15 protein-coding genes, 1 tRNA gene and 4 pseudogenes are annotated in these 19,471 nt (G+C 72.6%); 5 read left to right on the top strand and 15 right to left on the bottom strand.

The window, feature by feature from the left end:
* Window positions 1-4: 4 nt before the first annotated feature.
* The 5 genes and pseudogenes from SSOG_RS35700 to SSOG_RS35720 all read right to left on the bottom strand — a co-directional run bounded on the left by SSOG_RS35700 (window position 5) and on the right by SSOG_RS35720 (window position 5,143).
* Window positions 5-1,019 (bottom strand): annotated as a pseudogene (locus SSOG_RS35700) (glycoside hydrolase family 6 protein).
* Window positions 1,020-1,113: 94 nt separating this feature from the next.
* Complete coding sequence (locus tag SSOG_RS35705) at window positions 1,114-1,794, bottom strand: cytochrome b/b6 domain-containing protein (RefSeq protein WP_050800056.1); 681 nt, start codon at window positions 1,792-1,794, stop codon at window positions 1,114-1,116.
* Window positions 1,778-2,518 carry a molybdopterin-dependent oxidoreductase gene (locus tag SSOG_RS35710; RefSeq protein WP_039939460.1) on the bottom strand — a complete coding sequence of 247 codons (741 nt, stop codon included), beginning with the start codon at window positions 2,516-2,518 and terminating at the stop codon, window positions 1,778-1,780. Before SSOG_RS35710 ends, SSOG_RS35705 begins: the two co-directional genes overlap by 17 nt.
* Window positions 2,519-2,602: 84 nt before the next feature.
* Window positions 2,603-3,867, bottom strand: a pseudogene (locus tag SSOG_RS49325) (RNA-guided endonuclease InsQ/TnpB family protein).
* Window positions 3,868-4,192: 325 nt separating this feature from the next.
* A complete protein-coding gene (locus SSOG_RS35720) occupies window positions 4,193-5,143 on the bottom strand; it encodes an AraC family transcriptional regulator (RefSeq protein ID WP_009719137.1) in 951 nt (316 codons plus the stop codon).
* Between the two features lie 81 nt (window positions 5,144-5,224).
* Between SSOG_RS35720 and SSOG_RS35725 the strand changes: the two genes are divergently transcribed.
* Window positions 5,225-6,058: a Rossmann-fold NAD(P)-binding domain-containing protein gene (locus tag SSOG_RS35725; RefSeq protein WP_039939463.1), complete on the top strand. Its 834-nt coding sequence runs from the start codon at window positions 5,225-5,227 to the stop codon at window positions 6,056-6,058.
* On the opposite strand, the gene SSOG_RS35730 is transcribed toward SSOG_RS35725, so the two are convergent.
* The 4 genes from SSOG_RS35730 to ribA all read right to left on the bottom strand — a co-directional run bounded on the left by SSOG_RS35730 (window position 6,059) and on the right by ribA (window position 10,569).
* The gene (locus SSOG_RS35730) at window positions 6,059-7,927 is read right to left on the bottom strand and encodes a xanthine dehydrogenase family protein molybdopterin-binding subunit (protein WP_245606444.1); all 1,869 of its coding nucleotides are present in this window, start codon (window positions 7,925-7,927) and stop codon (window positions 6,059-6,061) included. It lies immediately after the preceding gene.
* A 268-nt stretch (window positions 7,928-8,195) separates the two neighbouring features.
* Window positions 8,196-9,206, bottom strand: coding sequence for an FAD binding domain-containing protein (locus SSOG_RS35735; protein WP_009719140.1), 1,011 nt, complete (start codon window positions 9,204-9,206; stop codon window positions 8,196-8,198).
* Window positions 9,203-9,766 (bottom strand): 2Fe-2S iron-sulfur cluster-binding protein, encoded by a 564-nt coding sequence (locus SSOG_RS35740; protein ID WP_009719141.1) that lies wholly within the window; start codon window positions 9,764-9,766, stop codon window positions 9,203-9,205. Before SSOG_RS35740 ends, SSOG_RS35735 begins: the two co-directional genes overlap by 4 nt.
* Window positions 9,767-9,891: 125 nt before the next feature.
* On the bottom strand, window positions 9,892-10,569 hold the full coding sequence (gene ribA, locus SSOG_RS35745) for a GTP cyclohydrolase II (RefSeq protein ID WP_009719142.1): 678 nt from the start codon (window positions 10,567-10,569) through the stop codon (window positions 9,892-9,894).
* Between the two features lie 108 nt (window positions 10,570-10,677).
* Here ribA and SSOG_RS35750 point away from each other — a divergent pair, with 108 nt between their 5' ends.
* Together SSOG_RS35750 and SSOG_RS56610 are read left to right on the top strand one after the other, a co-directional pair.
* On the top strand, window positions 10,678-11,463 hold the full coding sequence (locus tag SSOG_RS35750) for a creatininase family protein (RefSeq protein ID WP_009719143.1): 786 nt from the start codon (window positions 10,678-10,680) through the stop codon (window positions 11,461-11,463).
* Window positions 11,460-12,101 (top strand): annotated as a pseudogene (locus tag SSOG_RS56610) (RibD family protein); the annotation flags it as partial. The gene SSOG_RS35750 and the pseudogene SSOG_RS56610, both read left to right, overlap by 4 nt.
* 273 nt (window positions 12,102-12,374) lie before the next feature.
* Here SSOG_RS56610 and SSOG_RS55055 read toward each other — a convergent pair.
* From SSOG_RS55055 to SSOG_RS35775, 5 genes and pseudogenes are all read right to left on the bottom strand, one after another.
* Window positions 12,375-13,211, bottom strand: a pseudogene (locus SSOG_RS55055) (lysylphosphatidylglycerol synthase transmembrane domain-containing protein); the annotation flags it as partial.
* Window positions 13,208-14,086 carry a methyltransferase domain-containing protein gene (locus SSOG_RS35760; protein ID WP_009719146.1) on the bottom strand — a complete coding sequence of 293 codons (879 nt, stop codon included), beginning with the start codon at window positions 14,084-14,086 and terminating at the stop codon, window positions 13,208-13,210. The pseudogene SSOG_RS55055 and the gene SSOG_RS35760, both read right to left, overlap by 4 nt.
* The gene (locus tag SSOG_RS35765; protein ID WP_009719147.1) at window positions 14,083-15,240 is read right to left on the bottom strand and encodes a glycosyltransferase family 4 protein; all 1,158 of its coding nucleotides are present in this window, start codon (window positions 15,238-15,240) and stop codon (window positions 14,083-14,085) included. The genes SSOG_RS35760 and SSOG_RS35765 overlap by 4 nt, the downstream gene beginning before the upstream one ends.
* On the bottom strand, window positions 15,237-15,635 hold the full coding sequence (locus SSOG_RS35770) for a 6-pyruvoyl trahydropterin synthase family protein (protein WP_039939465.1): 399 nt from the start codon (window positions 15,633-15,635) through the stop codon (window positions 15,237-15,239). The genes SSOG_RS35765 and SSOG_RS35770 overlap by 4 nt, the downstream gene beginning before the upstream one ends.
* A 116-nt stretch (window positions 15,636-15,751) precedes the next feature.
* The gene (locus tag SSOG_RS35775; RefSeq protein ID WP_009719149.1) at window positions 15,752-16,726 is read right to left on the bottom strand and encodes a zinc-dependent alcohol dehydrogenase; all 975 of its coding nucleotides are present in this window, start codon (window positions 16,724-16,726) and stop codon (window positions 15,752-15,754) included.
* A gap of 160 nt (window positions 16,727-16,886) precedes the next feature.
* On the opposite strand from SSOG_RS35775, the gene SSOG_RS35780 reads away from it, so the two are divergent.
* Window positions 16,887-17,714: a CDP-alcohol phosphatidyltransferase family protein gene (locus tag SSOG_RS35780; RefSeq protein WP_039939467.1), complete on the top strand. Its 828-nt coding sequence runs from the start codon at window positions 16,887-16,889 to the stop codon at window positions 17,712-17,714.
* 62 nt (window positions 17,715-17,776) lie between these two features.
* Here SSOG_RS35780 and SSOG_RS35785 read toward each other — a convergent pair.
* Window positions 17,777-17,861, bottom strand: a tRNA-Leu gene (locus tag SSOG_RS35785).
* A 283-nt stretch (window positions 17,862-18,144) separates the two neighbouring features.
* Between SSOG_RS35785 and SSOG_RS35790 the strand changes: the two genes are divergently transcribed.
* Window positions 18,145-19,471, top strand: a 1,327-nt coding sequence (locus tag SSOG_RS35790; protein WP_009719151.1) for a M20/M25/M40 family metallo-hydrolase, incomplete at its 3' end; no start/stop codon positions are given.

Genomic DNA, 19,471 nt, shown 5'->3' on the forward strand with positions numbered 1-19,471 from the left:
GCTCTCAGTGGTGGCCCGGGCCATGCGGGTGACGGTGGCCCGGGCCGTGTGCGTTCCGGGCCAGCCCGAGCGCGTACTCGGGCCACCAGCGGCCCGCCGGGGGCCCGCCGTTGCACGTCCCGTCGGATTCACCGGGCCGCTTGATCCACAGATACGCGTCCACCAGCCGGTCCCCGGTGTGGGTGCTCGGCGGCTCGCCCAGCGCCCGCCCCGGCGGGTTGCACCAGGCTTCCACCCCCCGGGCCCCGTGCCGGGCCCCGCCCCGGCGCCGCAGCGGGCCGTTGCCGTTGCGGCTGGTGTCGATGACGAAGTGCGCCCCGCCGACCGCGCGGGACAGCCGGTGGCCGTACCGCTTGGTGCGGCCGGTGCGCTGGAAGTTGGCGACGTTCAGGGAGAAGCCGTCCGCCTGACTCGATGCCGCTCTTGAGCAGCGGCACCATCAGCCGGGCGGGGTTCTTGATCCAGCCCGCGTGCCCGGCGTCCAGATACACCCGTACGTGGGGCAGCGCGGCGAACGCGGCGACCGCGTCGCGCAGCAGGGCCAGCCGGGGCCGGACCACGCGGCGGGGCACGCAGCGGTCGACGACCTGCGCCACCGCGTCGGGCTCCAGCACGACCATCGCCTTACGGTCACCGATGCCGAGCGCGACCTGCTCGATCCACCTCCGGTAGGCCGCGCCGTTCGCCGCGCCGCCCGCCGAGTGTCCGCCGCAGTCCCGGTGCGGGATGTTGTAGGCGACCAGCACCGGGATGGTGCCGGCCCGGGCCGCGGATTCGGTGATGGAGCGCACCCGTTCGCGAGGGGGCTGCGGACCGAGCCATTCGGCGACCGGCTGCTGTGCGATCCGCCGGATCAGCTCGGCGTCCCTGCTCTTCCCTCCGTTCTTTCCCTCGTTCTTTCCCGCGTCGTCGTGTGCACGGACCTGCCGGGCGGCCGGTCCGTCCGGGTTCACCCAGAGCCCGCTCCGCCGTGGCGGGGCGTCGGACAACAGGCATCCGCTCAGCGGCACCATCGCCATGACGCATGCGGCGACCGTCACCAATCGCCGCGTAACCGACTTTCTTGGATCTTTCTCGCGCATGCGACGCATCATGGCACCGCGTGCCGTCGGTTCAGTGGACGTCGCGTGCGTGGTCGGCGTCGGGGTGGTCCGCGTCCTCCGTGCGCCACAGCGGATGCTCGCGGGCCGCCCACTTCGGGTCGACCCGCCCGGTGCGCATCCCGCGCCGCGCCTCCGGATCGGCGAACGCCTTCCCGATGTGCCCGATCACCACGATGCCGACGGCCAGCGCCAGCCAGTCGTGGACGAACGTGGCACCGGTGCGCCACATCAGCGGGGCCAGCCCGGTGAACCACATCAGCGAACCGGTGGCCGCCATCACCAGCATCGCGCCCGCGGTCCAGGCGGCGTACACCTTCTGGCCCGCGTTGAACTTGCCCGCCGGGCGCTCCGCACGGCTGTGGTCACGGCGCAGCGCGGCCCGCAGCCAGCGGCGGTCGTGCGGCCCGAAGCGGTTGAGACGGCCCAGATCGGCCCGGAACGCGCGCGAGGCGAGACCGGCGAGGACCGGGACGGGCGTCAGGATGCCGGTCCACTCGTGGACGGTGACCACGAGGGCGCGGCGGCCCACGAGTTGGGCCAGATCGGGTACGTACAGACAGGCCGCGCTCACCACGCACACGCCCACCAGGGCGGCCGTCGTGCGGTGGATCCAGCGCTCGGCGGGCGTGAAGCGGCGCACCCGGCGCGCGGTGGCGGCCGGGGCCGCGGCGGTCTCAGACAGTGGGGGCATCGTCGCGTCCGTTCGACTTGCCGACCCAGCCGTCCACGTCGTACCCGCGGTCCTCCCAGTAGCCGGGGCGCACCTCGTCGGTGACGGTGATACCGGAGAGCCACTTCGCCGACTTGTAGAAGTACATGGGCGCGACATAGAGCCGGACCGGGCCGCCGTGTGCGTGGCCCAGCGGCTTGCCCTGCATCCGCAGCGCCACCAGGACGTCCGGCCGGCGCGCCTGCTCGAGGGTGAGGCTCTCGGAGTACGCGCCGTCGAAGCAGGTGAACCGGACCGCCTTGGCGCGCGGGCTCACCCCGGCGGCGTCCAGCAGCGTGGACAGCCGCACCCCCTCGAACGGCGTCTTCGGCACCCGCCACCCGGTGACGCACTGGACGTCCCGGACGAGCCGGGCCTGCGGGAGCGCGCGCAGCTCGGCGAGCCGGTAGTCGGCGGGCTTGTCGACGAGCCCGCGCACGGTGAGGCGGTAGTTCGTATCGTCCTTGTGCGGGACGGAGGAGGTCACCGAGTAGTACCGGAACCCGCCGCCGTTGGGCAGCAGCCCGGTCACCCCGGTGGGGTCCTTGTCTGCCACCGCGCCGAGCGCGCTCTCCATCCCGCGCTGCGCCCAGGGCGCGACGGCCATCCCGGCGGCGCCGAGACCGAGCATGCCGAGCAGGATGCGGCGGCCCACGGGTGCGCCGCGGCCGTCGCCGCGCTCGTCGTCGCCGGGGGTTGCGTCCATGTGCTGATGAGACCACCGGCGGACGCGGCGCGCCATCGTCTGTGGCTTTTCGTCAGACTTCCGTCAGATGTCAACCACTCGGGGCTAAGGTCCCGGGCTTGCACAACGGGCGCCACTGGCTGTGGTGCTGCGTTTGCGTCCTGTCCCACTTTCCGGTGCGGGGAGTGGGGCTGGGGCGGTTGACTGCGCCCCGCGTCGCCACAATGCCCACGCTCTTGCGCGAATGTTGCGGGAGCTGTTCCGGTCTGCGTGATCAACGAATCCGCAGCTCCGGCACGCGAACCAGGCCTGGGAGACCCGGTTCGCCTTGTCGATGTGGCCGCACTGGGCGCAGGTGCGGGAGGTGTACGCCGGATCGACGTGCACCACCGGCACCCCTGCTCTGCGGGCCTTGTACGCGATGAACTGCCCCAGTTGGGCGAAGGACCAGCTGGAGTGGGTGGCCCTCCCCCAGCCTCCGGCCGGGGGTGCCCCCCAGGCTTGCGAAGCCGTACCCGCTCGCGGATGCCCGTGAGGTCTTCCAGGGCGATCCCGCGACCGGTGCGTTCTGCCTCGGCCACCACATGTTTCGCGATCTTGTGGTTGATGTCCCGTGCCCGCCGGGCCTCCTTGCGGCGCCGCTTCTTCAGGCGGCGTCTGGCGGACGGGGTGTTCTTCTTCTGGAGCTTGGTGCGCAGCGTGCGTTCCCGGGCGCGGAGGCGGTTGAGTGCACGTCCGGCCATGATCTGGCCGTCGGAGGTGGTGGCGATGTTGACGATGCCCAGGTCGATTCCGAGGAAGTCCACCGGCTCGGTGTTCGGCGCGGCTTCGGGCACCTCGCAGGTGGCGTTGAGGAACCACATGCCGTCCCGGCACACCAGGTCGGACTCGCCCTTGCGGTGGAGCGCCAGGGTGGCCAGGTGCTCCGGCGCGGCGGTGAACTCCACGTCCTTCATCCGCCCGGCGGTGGTCCAGATTGAGATGCGGCGCTGGTCGATCTGCCAGGACAGCATCCGGTCGTCGTAGGGCTGCGCGCCTTGCGGGTGGAAGGCGACCGGCTTCTCCACCGCCCTGCGGTACCGCTGCGAACCCGGCCTGCCCAGATTCCCCGCCTTCATGGCGGCCTTCAGTGTCGCGTACGCGTCGCAGGTCTTCTTGATGACGTGCTGGGCGGCCTGTGCCCCCAGCCCCCAGCGGGCCTTGATCTGACGGTAGGTGTGCTCGCGCAGCGCGAAGTTGCTCTTCACGTCCTTCTCGAACGCTACGCCGCTGACCCAGGTGACCGCTTCGTTGCAGGCGCGCAGGGTCGCCTCCAGCGCCGCCGCCTGCACGGGCGTCGGTAGCAGCCTGACCTGCACCACCAGCTTCACGAACAGCAAACTTACACAGACGTACGACCGCCCACCGCATGTTCACCGCGCATCACCCGACGGAGTGAACCCGTCACCGTGTGGACGCAGCACCGGCTCCGCCGAACACAAACAACCGATACCGCAGCGCTCCGCGCCGCGACCACGAGGATGCGGTTCCTCCCAGAGTCGAAGCCCTGGGGTGCCTCGCAAGCATCCGCTGAACGCCCGGAGCGGTGTCCGGCGACGGCGGTCAGCCCGGGGACGGGAGGCCGGTCAGTTGGCGTACGGGTAGCCGCTTAGCCCCGCGGTCGGGCCGCCGCTCAGCCCCGCGTACGGCCGCCGCTCAGTCCGCGGACGGCGCGGAACCGCGGGCGCGGTGCTCGCGCGGGCTGACGCCGCGTATCCGCTTGAACGCCGCGGACAGCGCGAACGCGCTGCCGTACCCCACCTGCCGGGCCACCGCCGTCAGCGTCGTGTCCGGCTCGCGCAGCAGATCGGCCGCGAGCGCCAGCCGCCAGCCGGTCAGATACGTCATCGGCGGCTCGCCCACCAGCGCGGTGAAGCGGCGGGCCAGCGCCGCCCGCGAGACGCCCGCCTTCGCGGCCAGCCCCGCCACCGTCCACGGATGCGCCGGGTTGTTCTGGAGCAGCCGCAGCGCCCGGCCCACCACTGGATCGCCCATCGCCGAGTACCAGGCCGGGGCCCGCGCCTCCGGCCGCGCGAACCAGGCCCGCAGTACGGCGATCAGCAGCAGATCCAGCAGCCGGTCCAGCACCGCCGACTGCCCCGCCTCGTCCCGCACGATCTCCTCGCCGAGCCAGGGCATCAGCGGGCAGTCCCACACCTCGGCGTCCAGCACCAGCAGCGGCGGCAGCGCGTCCAGCAGCCGCCCGCTGATCTCCCCGTCCAGCGGATACGTGCCGATGAGCATCGTCGCCGAGCCGTCCGCGTGGTTGCCCCAGGTGCGTACGCCCAGCGCCATCGCCCCGGCCAGGTCCCGGCCGTCCGCCGTCCGGCACTCCTCGCCCGGCAGGATCCACGCCTGCGGCGGGGTGTCCGGGGAGTCCGCCACCGTGTACGGATCGGGGCCGCGTACGACCGCCACGTCCCCCGGGCCCAGCCGCCGCGGTTCGCCGGTGGCGGGCACCACCCATGCCTCGCCGCGCGCCATCGTCATCACACACAGCGGGGCCCGGTCCTCGATCCGCACCGACCACGGCGGTTCCATCACGGCCCGCAGCAGAAACGCCTCCCGGGCCCGCGGTCCGTCCAGCAGGTTCGCCAGCGCGTCCATGCCGCACATCGTAGACGCACGCTTATGCGGGCGAGCCTCTCGGCCATGGAACGTCTCACCATGGCCCAGTTGACTGTCCGTATGACAACCACGGAGAACACCACAACGCTGGTGCTCGGCGGCACCGGCAAGACCGGCCGCCGGATCGCCGAGCGGCTGACCGCCGCCGGACGGCCGGTCCGGATCGGCTCGCGCGGCGGCGAGCCGCCCTTCGACTGGGAGGACCGCACCACCTGGGCGCCCGCGCTGCGCGGCACCGGCGCCGCGTACCTCGCGTACTACCCCGACATCGCGGACCCGGGCGCCGCCGACACCCTGCGGGCCTTCGCCGAACAGGCCGTCCGCGGCGGCACCCGGCGGCTGGTGCTGCTCTCCGCGCGCGGCATGGAGGCGACGCTGCCCGCCGAGCGGGCCGTGGCGGTGGACGGCGCCGAGTGGACCGTCATCCGGGCCAGCTGGTTCTTCCAGAACTTCACCGAGGGCATCCTGCGGGACGGGGTGCTCGGCGGCGAGATCGTCTTCCCCGCCGGGGACGTCAAGGAGCCCTTCATCGACGCCGACGACATTGCGGAGGTCGCGGTCGCGGCCCTGACCGGCGACGGGCGGCACGCGGGGCGGATCCACGACCTCACCGGACCGCGGCTGCTGACCTTCGCCGAAGTGGCCGCGGAGATCGCCCGGGCGAGCGGCCGCGAGGTCCACTACGCGCCGGTCTCCGCGGCCGGATACGGGGCGCTGCTGAGCGGCTACGGGCTCCCCGACGACCTCGTGGCGTTCCTGACCGAGCTGTTCGGCACGCTCCTGGACGGCCGCAACGCACGGGTGACGGACGGCGTCCACCGCGCCCTCGGCCGCGCGCCGCGCGACATCGCCGATGTCGCGCGCGAGGCGGCGGCCGACAGGGCCTGGGGCTGATCAGGGCTCGGACAGCAGCTTGTCGAGGGTGACCGGCAGATCGCGCACCCGCACCCCCGTCGCATGGTGCACGGCGTTGGCGATGGCCGCCGCCGTGCCGACGATGCACACCTCGCCGAGGCCCTTGGCGCCCATCACATTGGTGTGTGGGTCCGTCTCGTCCAGCCAGTGCGCCTCGACCGCGTGCACATCGGCGTTGGCGGCGATGTGGTACTGGGCGAAATCCTGGTTGACCACATGGCCGAACCGTTGGTCCAGCACGCTGTGTTCGTACAGCGCCATCGACATGCCCTGCGTCATACCGCCCAGCAGCTGCGACCGCGCGGTCCTGGGGTTGATGACCCGGCCCACGTCGAACATCCCGAGCAGCCGCGGCACCCGGATCTCCCCGGTGTCCGCGTCCACCCGGACCTCGGCGAACTGCGCCCCGAAGCTGTGCATCGCGTACCGCTCGGCGTCGGTGTTCGCGGGCATGTCGGCGGTGACCTCGAGGCCGTCCGGCGGAACCACGTCGCCGTGCTCGGTCTCCAGGAGCGTCCGCAGCTGCCGGGCGGCCTCCGCGATCGACGAGCCCCAGCTGTTGATGCCGGAGGAGAACCCGGCGGGGGAGGCGTTCGGCAGGGTGGTGTCCCCGATGCGCAGCTCCACCCGCTCCACCGGAACGCCCAGCGCGTCCGCGGCGATCTGGGTGAGCGCCGTCCAGGTGCCGGTGCCCAGGTCGGCGGCGGCGATCAGCACTGTGCAGTGCCCGTCCGGCGCGACCCGGACCGTCGCCGCGTTCCCCGGGAGGCGCGGCGAGGGGTACGTGGACGCGGCCACCCCGGTCCCGATCAGCCACCGCCCCATGCGGCGCGCCCGGGGCGTCGGATCGCGCCGCTCCCAACCGGCGCGGCGGGCGCCCTCGCGCAGACAGGCCACCAGATGGCGGCTGGAGAACGGCAGTCCGGACTCGGGGTGGACATCCGGCTCGTTGCGGATGCGGAACTCCACCGGGTCCATGCCGCACGCGATCGCCATCTCGTCCATCGCCGACTCCAGCGCGAACATGCCCTGCGCCTCGCCCGGCGCCCGCATGATCGTCGGCACCGGGATGTCCAGCGGGGCCAGCCGGTGGGTGGTGCGCCGGTGCGGGGCGGCGTACATCAGCCGGGTGCACACGGCGGTCTGGTCGGCGTACCCCTTGGCCCGGGCGGTCTGCTCGACCACGTCATGGGTGACGGCGGTCAGGCGTCCTTCGGCGTCGGCGCCGAGCCGGATCCGCTGGATCGACGCCGGGCGGAAGCCCACCAGCGCGAACATCTGCTGGCGGGTCAGCGTGAACTTGACCGGCCGGCGCACGGTCCGTGACGCCATCGCGGCGAGCACGGCGTACGCGTGCGGGTACACCTTCGATCCGAAGCCGCCGCCGACGTGCGGGGACACCACCCGCACCCGGCCCGGGGGGAGCCCCAGGGTGGCGGCGATCAGGTCGCGGCTCATCGTCGCGCCCTGCGTGGAGCAGTACACCAGCAGTTCGCCGTCGGTCCAGGTGACCACGGCGGTGTGCGGCTCCATCGGGTTGTTGTGGTACATCGGCGTGGTGTACGTGGCGTCCAGCACGGTGTGCGCGGCGGCCAGCGCCGGGCCGGCGTCGCCGAGGACGCTGTCGGCGGGGGAGCCGTCCTGGAGTTCGCCGCCCCCCTGGCCGAACTGGGCCGCGTCCAACGGCTTGTAGAGGTCGTCCCGGTCCTCGCGCAGCGCCACATCGGGCGGGCGCTGCTCGTAGCGGAACCGCACCAGGCCCGCCGCGTACCGGGCCGCCTCCGGGGTCTCCGCGACCACCGCACCGGTGAACTGCCCGCGCCAGGCCACCTGATCGGACTGGAGCACCGCCAGCGGGGGGATCGTCCGGAATGGTCAGCCGTGTTTTTGGCGAGATGGGTGAGCACGGCCAGTATTTTCTTTTTCCGCCTCCGCGGCGGCCGTGTTTTTTCCCCGGTGATCCGCCCGGCGGCGATGGTGGCCTGGAGCGGATGGAGATAGGCGGGGTGCTCGACGGGCCACTCGAACGCGTAGGTGGCGGTGCCGGTGACCTTCTGCGCGCCGTCGATCCGGCGCAGCGGTGTGCCGACCGCCCGCGGCCGCTCCCTGACCTCGCTCATCGGGCGGCCTCCATCAGATCGAGCAGCGTGGCGACGACGGTGTTGCGGGCGAGCGCCATCTTGAAGGCGTTGCCCGGCAGCGGCTCCGCCTGCGCCAGTTCGGCCGCGGCGGCGTCCCGGAAGCTGTCCCAGGTCGCGGGCGCACCGCGCAGCGACTCCTCGGCCTTCCACGCCCGCCACGGCTTGTGCGCCACTCCGCCCAGCGCGATGCGGACGTCCCGTACGGTCCCGCCGTCCGCGACGTCCAGCGCGGCGGCGACCGACACCAGCGCGAAGGCGTACGAGGCGCGGTCGCGCACCTTGCGGTAGCGGGAGGTGGCGGTGAAGTCGGGCGGCGGCAGCTCCACGGCCGTGATCAGCTCCCCGCGCCGCAGCACCGTGTCCCGCTCGGGGCTGTCGCCGGGCAGCCGGTGCAGCTCGGTCAGCGGGATGCGCAGCTCGCCGTCGGGGCCCTGACCGCCCTCGGCACCCTGGACGCACACGGTCGCGTCGAGCGCCGCCAGCGCGACCGCCATGTCGGAGGGGTGGGTGGCCACGCAGGACGGCGAGGCGCCGAGGATCGCCATATCGCGCTGATAGCCCTCCAGCGCCGAACAGCCCGACCCCGGCTCGCGCTTGTTGCACGGGGTGGTCACGTTCTGGAAGTACGCGCAGCGGGTGCGCTGCAACAGGTTCCCGCCGGTGGTGGCCAGGTTGCGCAACTGGCCCGAGGCGCCCGACAGCACGGCCTGCGACAGCACCGGATAGCGCCGCCGGATCCGCCGGTCGGCGGCCAGATCGCTGTTGGGGACGGCGGCGCCGATGCGCAGCGACCCGTCCGGCAGCTCCTCGATCCGGTCCGAGGTGAGCCGCCGCACGTCGATCAGCACCTCGGGGGTCGCCACGTCGAGGCGCATCAGGTCCACCAGGTTGGTGCCACCGGCCAGATACGCCGCCTCCGGCTCCTCGGCCAGCGCGGTCACGGCGGCCGCCACGGTGTCGGCGTGTTCGTAGCGGAAGGGCTTCATCGGCGCGCCCCCTCGTCCCGGTGTGCCGCCACCTCGTCCCGGTGTGCGACGTCGGCGATGGCCGGCACGATGTTGGCGTACGCGGCGCAGCGGCACAGGTTGCCGCTCATGCGCTCGGCGATCTCCTCGTCGTCCAGCACCACATCGGCGGCGTTCGGATCCTTGGCCACGGCGCTCGGCCAGCCCGCCGCCGCCTCGCGCAGCATGCCCACCGCCGAGCAGATCTGGCCGGGGGTGCAGTAGCCGCACTGGAACGCGTCATGGGCGATGAACGAGCGCTGGAGCGGATGCAGCCCGTCGCCCTCCCCGCCCCCGCCGTTCACCAGGCCCGCGGCCGTGACGATGTCGGCGCCCTGGTGGGCCACCGCCAGCGCCAGACAACCGAGTGCGCGGCGGTCGTCGAGGAGGATGGTGCAGGCACCGCACTGGCCATGGTCACAGCCCTTCTTGGGGCTGGTGTTCCCCAGCCGCTCGCGGAGGGCGTCCAACAGCGTCGTACGGGTGTCGACGGTGAGCCGGTGGTCCGTACCGTCCACCCGGAGCGTGATCTCCACGTCCATGCTTCACATCATCGGACATGTATGCGCTGATCGCCTGTTCTCGCTGTTTGCGCCTCAGTGCCTCCGGAGCGCCGACGGTGCGGCAGGCCCGCCACGTCGTCGGCGCCACCGGCTCCCCGCGCTGTTCAGGACCGCTCGGCGCCGCCGTCGACGGACGACAGCACACCGTCCAGATGCGGCAGGTAGTGGTCCATCCGCTCCCGCTTGGTCAGCAGGTAGGGCAGGTTCTCCTCGCACGGCTGGATCAGCAGCGGAACCTGCTCGCTGATCTTGATGCCGTGGCGCAGCAGCGCCTCCCGCTTGCGCGGGTTGTTGGAGAGCAGCCGTATGGAGCGCACCCCGAGGTCGTGCAGCATCTCCGCCGCCACCTGGTAGTCACGGGCGTCGTCCGGGAGGCCGAGCGCGAGGTTGGCCTCGACCGTGTCCAGGCCCTCCGCCTGGAGCTGCATCGCCTGGAGCTTGGCCAGCAGGCCGATGCCCCGGCCCTCGTGGCCGCGGAGGTAGACGAGGATGCCCCGCCCCTCGCTCACGATGGCGCGCAGCGCCGCGGACAGTTGGTCGCCGCATTCGCAGTGCCGGGAACCGAAGGCGTCTCCGGTGAGGCACTCGGAATGCACGCGCGTCAGTGCGTCCTCGCCCTTGACGTCGCCGTATACCAGCGCGATCTGTTCATCTCCGCGATTGTGGTCCTGGTAGCCGTAGGCGAGAAAGTCGCCGTGCACGGTGGACAGCCGGAGATTCACCACTCGTTCGACATCCGATCGACGAGCGCTGTCGACCAACACGCTATCACTTGCTGTCATGTTGCAACCCTATCTGGTAAACGCCGGGTGGCGTAGGGGAAAATGGCAAAGTCGGCCGGGTGATTGGCCGCGCATCCCGTAACACGAAGAACGAAAGGCCCGTAGCACATGAGCGATTCGGAAACGCCGGACCAGTGGGCCTCGGGGCTCCTGCCGCCGACGACCACGGAGGAGGTGCGGGCCCTGGGGGCCGGTGTCGCCGTGCTGCCCATCGGCAGCTTCGAGCAACACGGCGCCTATCTCCCGCTGGTGACGGACACGGTCATCGCCTGCACCATCGCCCGGGAGATCGCCGCGGCGTATCCGGTCCAACTCCTCCCGCCCGTCACGGTTTCCTGCTCGCACGAGCACGCGGACTGGCCGGGCACCGTCTCCATATCCGCCGCGACCCTGTACTCGGTGGTGCGCGACATCGCCGGATCGCTGCGCCGCTCCGGAGTCGGTTCGCTGATTCTGGTGAACGGACACGGCGGAAATTACGTCCTGCGCAACATTGTTCAGGAATCCGCCGGCACCGGTACCCGCATGGCGCTTTTCCCGGGCTCGGCCGACTGGGACACGGCCCGCACCAGGGCCGGTGTCCAAACCCCGTCGTACAGCGATATGCACGGGGGAGAAGTGGAGACCTCCATCCTGTTGCATGCCCATCCCGAACTCGTCCGTCCCGGTTATGAAACCTCCGATTGTCTCGCCGACGACCGGAAGCATCTGCTGACTCTCGGTATGGCCGAGTACACCGAGTCCGGTGTCATCGGCCGCCCCTCCCTGGCATCCGCCGCCAAGGGAAAGGAACTTCTCGCCGCGCTCACCGAATCCTTCGCCGAGTACCTTTCTCTGGTCGGCGAGCGGGCCGGAGAGCAGGTCGGCGAGCGACAGGAAACGGAGACCCGATGACGACGCTGGACACGGCGCGGGCCTGGGAGCGCCTGCGCTCCATACGGACCGTGGCCGAGGCCCGGGCCGCCGGTCTTGAGCGCGGCGCCGACGGTGCGGTGCGCTGGCGCGAGGACGCCACCCCGGAGGCGGACGAACTCGCCGACCGCTATCTGCCGCTCTGCCTCGCCGGGCCGCGGCTGACGATCGCCCAGCTCGGCCAGAGCCTCGACGGTTTCATCGCGACCCGCACCGGCGACGCCGACTACGTCACCGGCGAGGAGGACCGGTGCCATCTGCACCGGCTGCGCGCCCTCACCGACGCCGTGGTGGTCGGGGCCGGAACCGCCCTCGCGGACGACCCCCAGCTCACCGTGCGTGCCTGCTCCGGACCGCATCCGGTGCGCGTCATCCTCGATCCGCACGGCCGGGTACCTCCGCATCGCCGGGTCTTCACCGACGGCTCAGCGCCGACCCTGTGGGTGGTGGGAGCGGAAACCGGCGACGGGCGGACGGCGCCGGACGGAGTTGACGTACTGACCCTGCCGGACCGTGCCGCGTTCGCGCCGCAGCGCCTGGTGGAGGCGCTTGCGGCGCGCGGGCTCGGCCGGGTGCTGATCGAGGGTGGCGGCGTCACGGTGTCGCGCTTTCTTCATGACGGCGCGCTGCACCGCCTGTACGTCACCGTGGCACCGGTTCTGCTCGGCGACGGCATCCCGGGGCTGCGCTTCGACGGCACCCCCGTCATGCGCGACGCCCTGCGGCCCCGGACCCGCCGGGCCCGCCTCGGCGAGGACACCCTCTTCGAGCTGGACCTGGGGACGCCGCAGCCGGACGGCCCACTGACCGACCAGCACGCACAGACCGGGCAGGCTCGCGGCGAAGGTGAGCACCCCGTACACGACGGCGACGGTCAGCCCCTGGGCGGCGCCCAGGCCCGCGGAGCCGAAGGCCCACGCGGTGACGCCCTCGCGGGGACCCCAGCCACCGACGTTCAGCGGCAGCGCCATGGCGAGCAGGGCCAGCACCATGATGGGCACCAGCTCGACCGCCGGGGCGGTTGATCCCGCTGCCCGCGCGGCCAGCAGGAACATCCCGAGATAGCCCGCCAGCACCACCGCGGACGAGATCACGACCCCCGGCCAGCTCGCGCGGGCCAGCAGCCCGAGCCGCGCCTCGGTGAGCGCGGCACGCAGCGCCCGGCGCCCCCGCGAGGTGCCGGGCCTGCGGCGCAGCCGTACGACGGCCACGGCCCCGAGCCCGCACACCGCGAGCAGCGCGGGTGCGGCGCCGGGCGTCGTGGCCACGGCGTGCAGCACCCGGCCGCCCTCGGACAGGGCGAGGGAGGGGTGGGCGAACAGCAGCGCCACGCCGACCATCACCAGCACCACCTGACCCGCGGTCCGCTCCAGCACCACGGCGCGCACGCCCCGGGCGACATCGCCCTCGGTGCGCCCGTGCCGTACCGCGCGGTGCACATCGCCGAGGACGCCGCCGGGCAGCGCCGCGTTGAGGAACTGGGAGCGGTAGTAGTCGCCGACCGCCTGCGCCAGGGGCAGCCGGATGCGCAGCGCCCGCGCCACCACGCACCAGCGCCAGGCGCTGAACACGGTGGTCAGCAGGCCAAGGCCGAGGGCGGCCAGCAGGGTGACCCCGTCGATGCGGCGCAAGCCCTCCACGAAGGCGCCGGTGCCCATCTGCCACAGCAGCACCACGATGATGGCCGCTCCGGCGAAAGTACCCAACCGAGCCCGGATCGCCGCGCTCATGACACTCCGCCCGTCGGCCCGTGGCTCACCGGCGTCGGCCCGTGGCTCACCGGGCGCGGCAGGGCGAGCAGATCGTCGTGGTGCACTACCACCCGCAGCTCGCCCGCCGCGCACTCCGCCAGCCGCCGCCGCAGATACGTCTCGGCACGCGGTTCCAGCTCCGGCCGGTGCTCCACCGCCGCGCCCACCCAGCCCCGCAGCCACTCCGCCGCGAGCGCCGACTCCCCGCCGCCCAGCACCCAGGGGCTGGCGTGCGTCCGTACCGTCGCACCGTGCCGGGCGAACGCCTCGGAGGCCACCTCGACCGCGTCCGGACCCAGCAGACCGGAACGGCGCTGATGGGCGTTGAACGCGTCGGCGAAGTCCGCGTCCAGCGGATCCGCCGGGGTCAGTTCGACCCGGCCCGCCACCGACAGCGCCAGCAGCACCGGACAACCGGCCCCGGCGCAGGCCGCGGCGAGCCCCTCCACCTCCTCGGTGGTGAGCACGTCCAGCAGCGCGGAGGCCGTCACCAGCGACGCCCCTGCCAGATCGTCCGCGGTCAGTGAGCCCAGATCACCGCGGCGCGTGCGCACCGTGACCGGGCTGCCGTCGGCCGCCGCACGCGGCGCCCGCTCGGCGGCCAGCTCCAGCAGACCGGGATCGTGGTCGTGCAGCACCCACTCCTGCGGACCGTCCAGCCGGGGCGCCAGCCACCGGCCCAGCGAACCGGTGCCGCAGCCCAGGTCATGGATCACGCGTACGGAGCGTCCGGCCGTCTCCGCGAGACGGGCCCGCAACGGCTCCAGCAGTTCGGGCGCGCGGGCGGCGGCGTCCGCGCCCTCGCGCAACTCCAGCCACTCGGGCGCGTATTGAGGCGTATCGGTGGTGGTCACGCGGCCCTCCGGGGTTCGCGGCGAAGTCGTTCCAGCGCACCGGCCAGGTCCGACGCGGTCGTATGCCAGCCGTCCAGCGCGGTGCGCCGCCCACGGGCGGCCGTGATCAGCCGGCGGCGTACATCGGGATCGCCCAGCCAGCGGCGCAGCGCCGCCGTGAGCGCGGCCGGGTCGTCCGGGGTGACGAGCAGGCCCGGCACACTGCCCTCGGGCGCGTACCCGAGCGCCTCCGGAATCCCGCCCACGGAGGTGGCCAGCACCGGAACGCCGTGCGCCAGCGCCTCGGTCACCACCATCCCGTACGTCTCGGCGTACGAGGCGAGCACCAGCAGATCGGCACCGGCGAAGCTCGCCTCCAGCTCCGCGCCGCCGCGCGGGCCGGTGAGCCGCACCCGGTCGCCGAGCCCGGACGCCTCGATCAGCTCGCGGAGCCGCTCCACATAGCCGGGGTCCTGATCGAGCCCGCCGACGCACTCCAGCGTCCACGGCAGATCGGCCACCTCGGCCAGCGCCTCCACCAGCCGGTGCTGCCCCTTGCGCGGGGTCACCGAGGCGACGCACAGCAGCCGGGTGCCCTCGTCCGTGCCGGACGCCTGCGGTGCCACATCGGCACCGGGCGCGGCCACATGGACCCGGCCCGGGGCCAGCTCGTGGTGCGCCACGAGCCGACGGGCCGCCCAGCCGCTGGTGGCCACCACCGCGGGCATCGCGCGCAGCGTCTTGCGCTCCAGCGCGTCCAGGTCCGCCGCCCGGCCCGGGGCGAGCCCCGTCTCCTCACCCAGCGGCAGATGCACCAGCACCGCGGGCCGCAGCCGTTCCGCCTCGGGAACGACGAGGTAGGGGACGGCGCAGGCCACGAGGCCGTCGAGGAGCACGATGCTGCCGTCCGCCAGCTCCGCCAGGAGCCGGGTCAGTTCGGCGCGCGCCGCGGGCCCGGGCTGCGGCCAGGTGCCCGCGATCGTGTGCTCGTGGACGTCCCAGCCGATACCGGGCAGCTCCCGGCAGATCCGCCGGTCGTACGTATTGCCGCCGCTCGGCGTGGCCGGGTCGTCCACCCCGCCGGGCATGACGACGTGCACTTCGCGCACCGGCGGCGGGGCGGCACCGCTGCCGAGGCCCAGCAGGCTCCCGGGACTGTCGAGGTGCGCGGTCACAGGTCACGCTCGTAACTCGCCCACGCGACATGCGATTCGTGCAGGGTCACCTGGATCCCGGCCAGGCCGCGCGCGCCCTCGCCGAGCGCCCCGGCGTGCACCCGCTCCGCGAGCCGGTCGGCGATGACCTTGGCCAGGAACTCGGTGGAGGTGTTGATCCCCTTGAACGCGGGCTCGTCATCGAGGTTCCGGTAGTTGAGGTCGCCGACCACCGCGCCGAGTTCCTGGGTGGCCAGTCCGATGTCGACGACGATGTTGTCGTCGTCCAGCGCGGAGCGCCGGAAGGTGGCGTCCACCAGAAACGTGGCTCCGTGCAGACGCTGAGCGGGTCCGAAGACCTCTCCGCTGAAGCTGTGGGCGACCATCAGGTGATCGCGGACGGTGATGCTGAACAACGGGCCCTCCCGGTACGGCGGCACATCTCGGCTTCTAGTACGGCCGATGCCTTCCCCGTGTTCAGCCGCAGCTCAGCCTTGTTCGAACGGCTTTGCGCGCCGCGTCCCGCGCGCCTTCAGTACCGCACCCGATGGCACAGGCCCGGCAGCTCACCGGCGGTGATCCGGGCCATCACCCCCGGCAGCTCATCGAACGCGCATTCCCCGGTGACCAGCGCGTCCAGCGCGGGGTCGGCGAGCAGTTCCAGCGCGACCGCCAGCCGGTCCGCATAGCCGCGGCGGCCGGCCCGGGCGGCCGGGGACACCATCCCCACCTGACTGCTGCGCACGGTCAGCCGCCGCGAGTGGAACGCCTCGCCCAGCGGCACGCTGATGCGGCGGTCGCCGTACCAGCTCAGCTCGATGACCGTGCCCTCCGGGGCGAGGAGTTCCAGGGAGCGCGCGAGACCCGCCTCGCTCGCGCTGGCATGCACCACGAGATCCCGCTCGCCCTCGGCATCCTCCGGCAGCGCGAAGTCCACGCCGAGCGCCTTGGCCAGCTCCGCGCGCGCCGGGTCGGCGTCCACCAACTGGACCCGTACGGCCGGATAGCGGGCCAGCAGCGCGGCGACCGACGCCCCGACCATTCCCGCCCCGATCACCGTGATCCGGTCGCCGAGCAGCGGCGCCGCGTCCCACAGGGCGTTCACCGCGGTCTCCACCGTCCCGGCCAGCACCGCCCGCTCGGCGGGCACGCCCTCCGGTACGGGCGTCACGGCGCTCGTCGGGACCACGTACCGCGTCTGATGCGGGAACAGACAGAAGACCGTACGGCCCGCCAGCTCCCGCGGCCCCTCCTCGACCACCCCCACATTGAGGTAGCCGTACTTCACCGGCCCGGGGAAGTCGCCCTCCTGGAACGGCGCCCGCATCGCGCCGTACTGGCTCTCCGGCACCCCGCCCCGGAACACCAGCGCCTCCGTGCCGCGGCTCACACCGGAGCACAGCGTGCGCACCACCACCTCACCCTCGGCGGGCTCGGGCAGCACCACATCCCGTATCCCGCCGTGACCGGGGGAGTTGAGCCAGAAAGCACGGGCGACGCGCTCCATCTGCGTCCTCCTGAGGAATCGAGCGGAAACTCCGCACGGAAACAACGGGCCGCGCATCGCGCTGAACAAACGGGAGACGCGCCACGTACGGGACATCATCAAGCCGCGCACACGCTACGCGGCGCCAATCGACACTGTCACACAGCCGGAGGGGTGCCCGGTGGCCCTGAACCACACTGACAACGCGAGGCTGTTGCGGCAGGAGACGGCGGCGGGGGCGGGCGTACAGATCCTCCTGCTCACGGTCCTGGGCGCCTCGCTCGACCTGGGACCCGCGGGCTGGCTCACCGGCCTCGTCTTCGCGGCCGTCTCCTGGGCCGTGCTCACTCGCGCCGTCTCCCGCTCCTGGCTGTCCTCCTTCGGGGCCGCCAACCGCGTCACCCTGGCCCGGGCCACCCTCGTCGGGGGCGTGACCGCACTGGTCGCCGACTCCTTCACGAGCCCGCCCCGGGTCGCGGTCCTCACCGCACTCACCGCGGTGGCCCTGATCCTCGACGCCGTCGACGGCCAGGTGGCCCGCCGCACCGGAACCTCCTCGACGCTGGGCGCACGGTTCGACATGGAGGTCGACGCCATCCTCATCCTGGTGCTCAGCGTCTACGTCGCCACCGCACTGGGCCCCTGGGTGCTGCTGATCGGCGCCATGCGCTACGCCTTCGTCGCCGCCGCCCGCTTCCTCCCCTGGATGAACGCGCCGCTCCCGCACAGCATGGCCCGCAAGACGGTGGCCGCCCTCCAGGGCGTCGCCCTCCTCGTGGCCGCCACCGGACTCCTCCCGGCCCCCGCGAACCTCGCGGTCGTGCTGCTGGCCCTGACGACGCTGATCTGGTCCTTCGCCCGGGACACCGCGTGGCTGTGGAGCACCGGCAAGGCCGCCCGCGCCGAGGCGCGGACCGAACCCGACCGCCCCGTCGCCAACGTCGCCCGCCTCGCCCGCCCGGTGCCCCGCGTGGTGCACGACGAGCCGGTCCCCGCGCGCAGCGCGTGACCGCCCTCCCGGCAACGCGAAAACGCCGGTCGATGCGCGCATCGACCGGCGTTTTCGCTATGTGTCCGAGGGGGGACTTGAACCCCCACGCCCGATAAAGGGCACTAGCACCTCAAGCTAGCGCGTCTGCCATTCCGCCACCCGGACCAGGTGTCTGCCGGCCCGGCTCTCGGCCGTTCCGACGTGGAAAACCATAGCAAACATCAGAGCGTGCTCGATCACGCGGACGGCCCCGTGGACGGCGGCGGCCGGTGGGGTGCCGGTGGGGCGCTGGGGGGTCGCCGCTGGGGTGTCGCTGTGTGACGGGGGCATGACGGCGGTATTGCGGCCTTGGGCTGCGGCGTCGGGAGGGGCAGGATGGCTGGATAGCCCCGCGGTGGGCCGGTCCGGGTGGACCCGGCCCGGGGGCAGGGAACGATGAGGAGGCAGCGTGAGTGAGTCGCAATCGGGCGGGACGAAAGCCGGAACGGTCAGAGGCGAGGACGAGGTCGTCGATCTGTGCCGCGATCTGATCCGGATCGACACCAGTAACTACGGCCCCGATCACTCCGGCCCCGGCGAGCGGGCTGCCGCCGAGTACGTCGCCGAGAAGCTCGCCGAGGTGGGGCTCGAACCGCAGATCTTCGAATCCCGCAAGGGCCGGGCCTCGACGGTGGCGCGCATCGAGGGCGAGGACCCGTCCCGGCCCGCGCTGCTCATCCACGGCCACACCGACGTCGTACCGGCCAACGCCGAGGACTGGACCCATCACCCCTTCTCCGGCGAGATCGTCGACGACTGCGTCTGGGGCCGGGGCGCGGTCGACATGAAGGACATGGACGTCATGACGCTCGCGGTGGTCCGCGAGCGGCTGCGCATCGGCCGCAAGCCCCGCGCGACATCGTGCTCGCCTTTCCTCGCCGACGAGGAGGCGGGCGGTGTGTTCGGGGCGCGGCACCTGGTCAACAATCACCCGGACCTGTTCGAGGGCGTGACGGAGGCGATCGGCGAGGTCGGCGGCTTCTCGTTCACCGTCAACGAGGACCTGCGGCTGTATCTGATCGAGACCGCCCAGAAGGGCATGCACTGGATGCGGCTCACGGTGGACGGCACCGCGGGCCACGGCTCGATGACCAACAACGACAACGCCATCACCGAGCTGTCGGAGGCGGTCGGGCGGCTCGGGCGGCACAAGTTCCCGATCCGGGTGACCAAGACCGTACGGTCCTTCCTGGACGAGCTGTCCGACGCGCTCGGCACCCCGCTCGACCCGGACAACATGGACGAGACGCTGGCCAAGCTCGGCGGTATCGCGAAGCTCATCGGGGCGACGCTCCAGAACACCGCCGCGCCGACCATGCTCGGCGCCGGGTACAAGGTCAACGTCATCCCCGGGCAGGCGACGGCCCACGTGGACGGCCGCTTCCTGCCGGGTCTGGAGGACGAGTTCCTGGCCGACCTCGACCGCATCCTCGGCCCGAAGGTCAAGCGCGAGGACGTGCACGCGGACAAGGCCCTGGAGACGACCTTCGACGGGGCGCTGGTCGATGCCATGCAGTCGGCGCTCAAGGCCGAGGACCCGATCGCGCGCGCCGTGCCGTACTGCCTCTCGGGCGGCACGGACGCCAAGTCCTTCGACGACCTCGGCATCCGCTGCTTCGGCTTCGCGCCGCTGAAGCTGCCCCCGGAGCTGGACTTCGCCGGGATGTTCCACGGCGTGGACGAGCGGGTTCCGGTGGACGGGCTGAAGTTCGGCGTGCGGGTCCTCGACCGGTTCC

The organism is Streptomyces himastatinicus ATCC 53653, assembly GCF_000158915.1.
In the GTDB taxonomy this organism is placed as follows: domain Bacteria; phylum Actinomycetota; class Actinomycetes; order Streptomycetales; family Streptomycetaceae; genus Streptomyces; species Streptomyces himastatinicus.

Excerpts from the sequence above, each read along its gene's own strand:
- SSOG_RS35705 (WP_050800056.1), bottom strand. The coding sequence starts at position 1,794 with ATGCCCCCACTGTCTGAGACCGCCGCGGCCCCGGCCGCCACCGCGCGC.
- SSOG_RS35710 (WP_039939460.1), bottom strand. The coding sequence starts at position 2,518 with ATGGACGCAACCCCCGGCGACGACGAGCGCGGCGACGGCCGCGGCGCA.
- SSOG_RS35720 (WP_009719137.1), bottom strand. The coding sequence starts at position 5,143 with ATGGACGCGCTGGCGAACCTGCTGGACGGACCGCGGGCCCGGGAGGCG.
- SSOG_RS35725 (WP_039939463.1), top strand. The coding sequence starts at position 5,225 with ATGACAACCACGGAGAACACCACAACGCTGGTGCTCGGCGGCACCGGC.
- SSOG_RS35735 (WP_009719140.1), bottom strand. The coding sequence starts at position 9,206 with ATGAAGCCCTTCCGCTACGAACACGCCGACACCGTGGCGGCCGCCGTG.
- SSOG_RS35740 (WP_009719141.1), bottom strand. The coding sequence starts at position 9,766 with ATGGACGTGGAGATCACGCTCCGGGTGGACGGTACGGACCACCGGCTC.
- ribA (WP_009719142.1), bottom strand. The coding sequence starts at position 10,569 with ATGACAGCAAGTGATAGCGTGTTGGTCGACAGCGCTCGTCGATCGGAT.
- SSOG_RS35750 (WP_009719143.1), top strand. The coding sequence starts at position 10,678 with ATGAGCGATTCGGAAACGCCGGACCAGTGGGCCTCGGGGCTCCTGCCG.
- SSOG_RS35775 (WP_009719149.1), bottom strand. The coding sequence starts at position 16,726 with ATGGAGCGCGTCGCCCGTGCTTTCTGGCTCAACTCCCCCGGTCACGGC.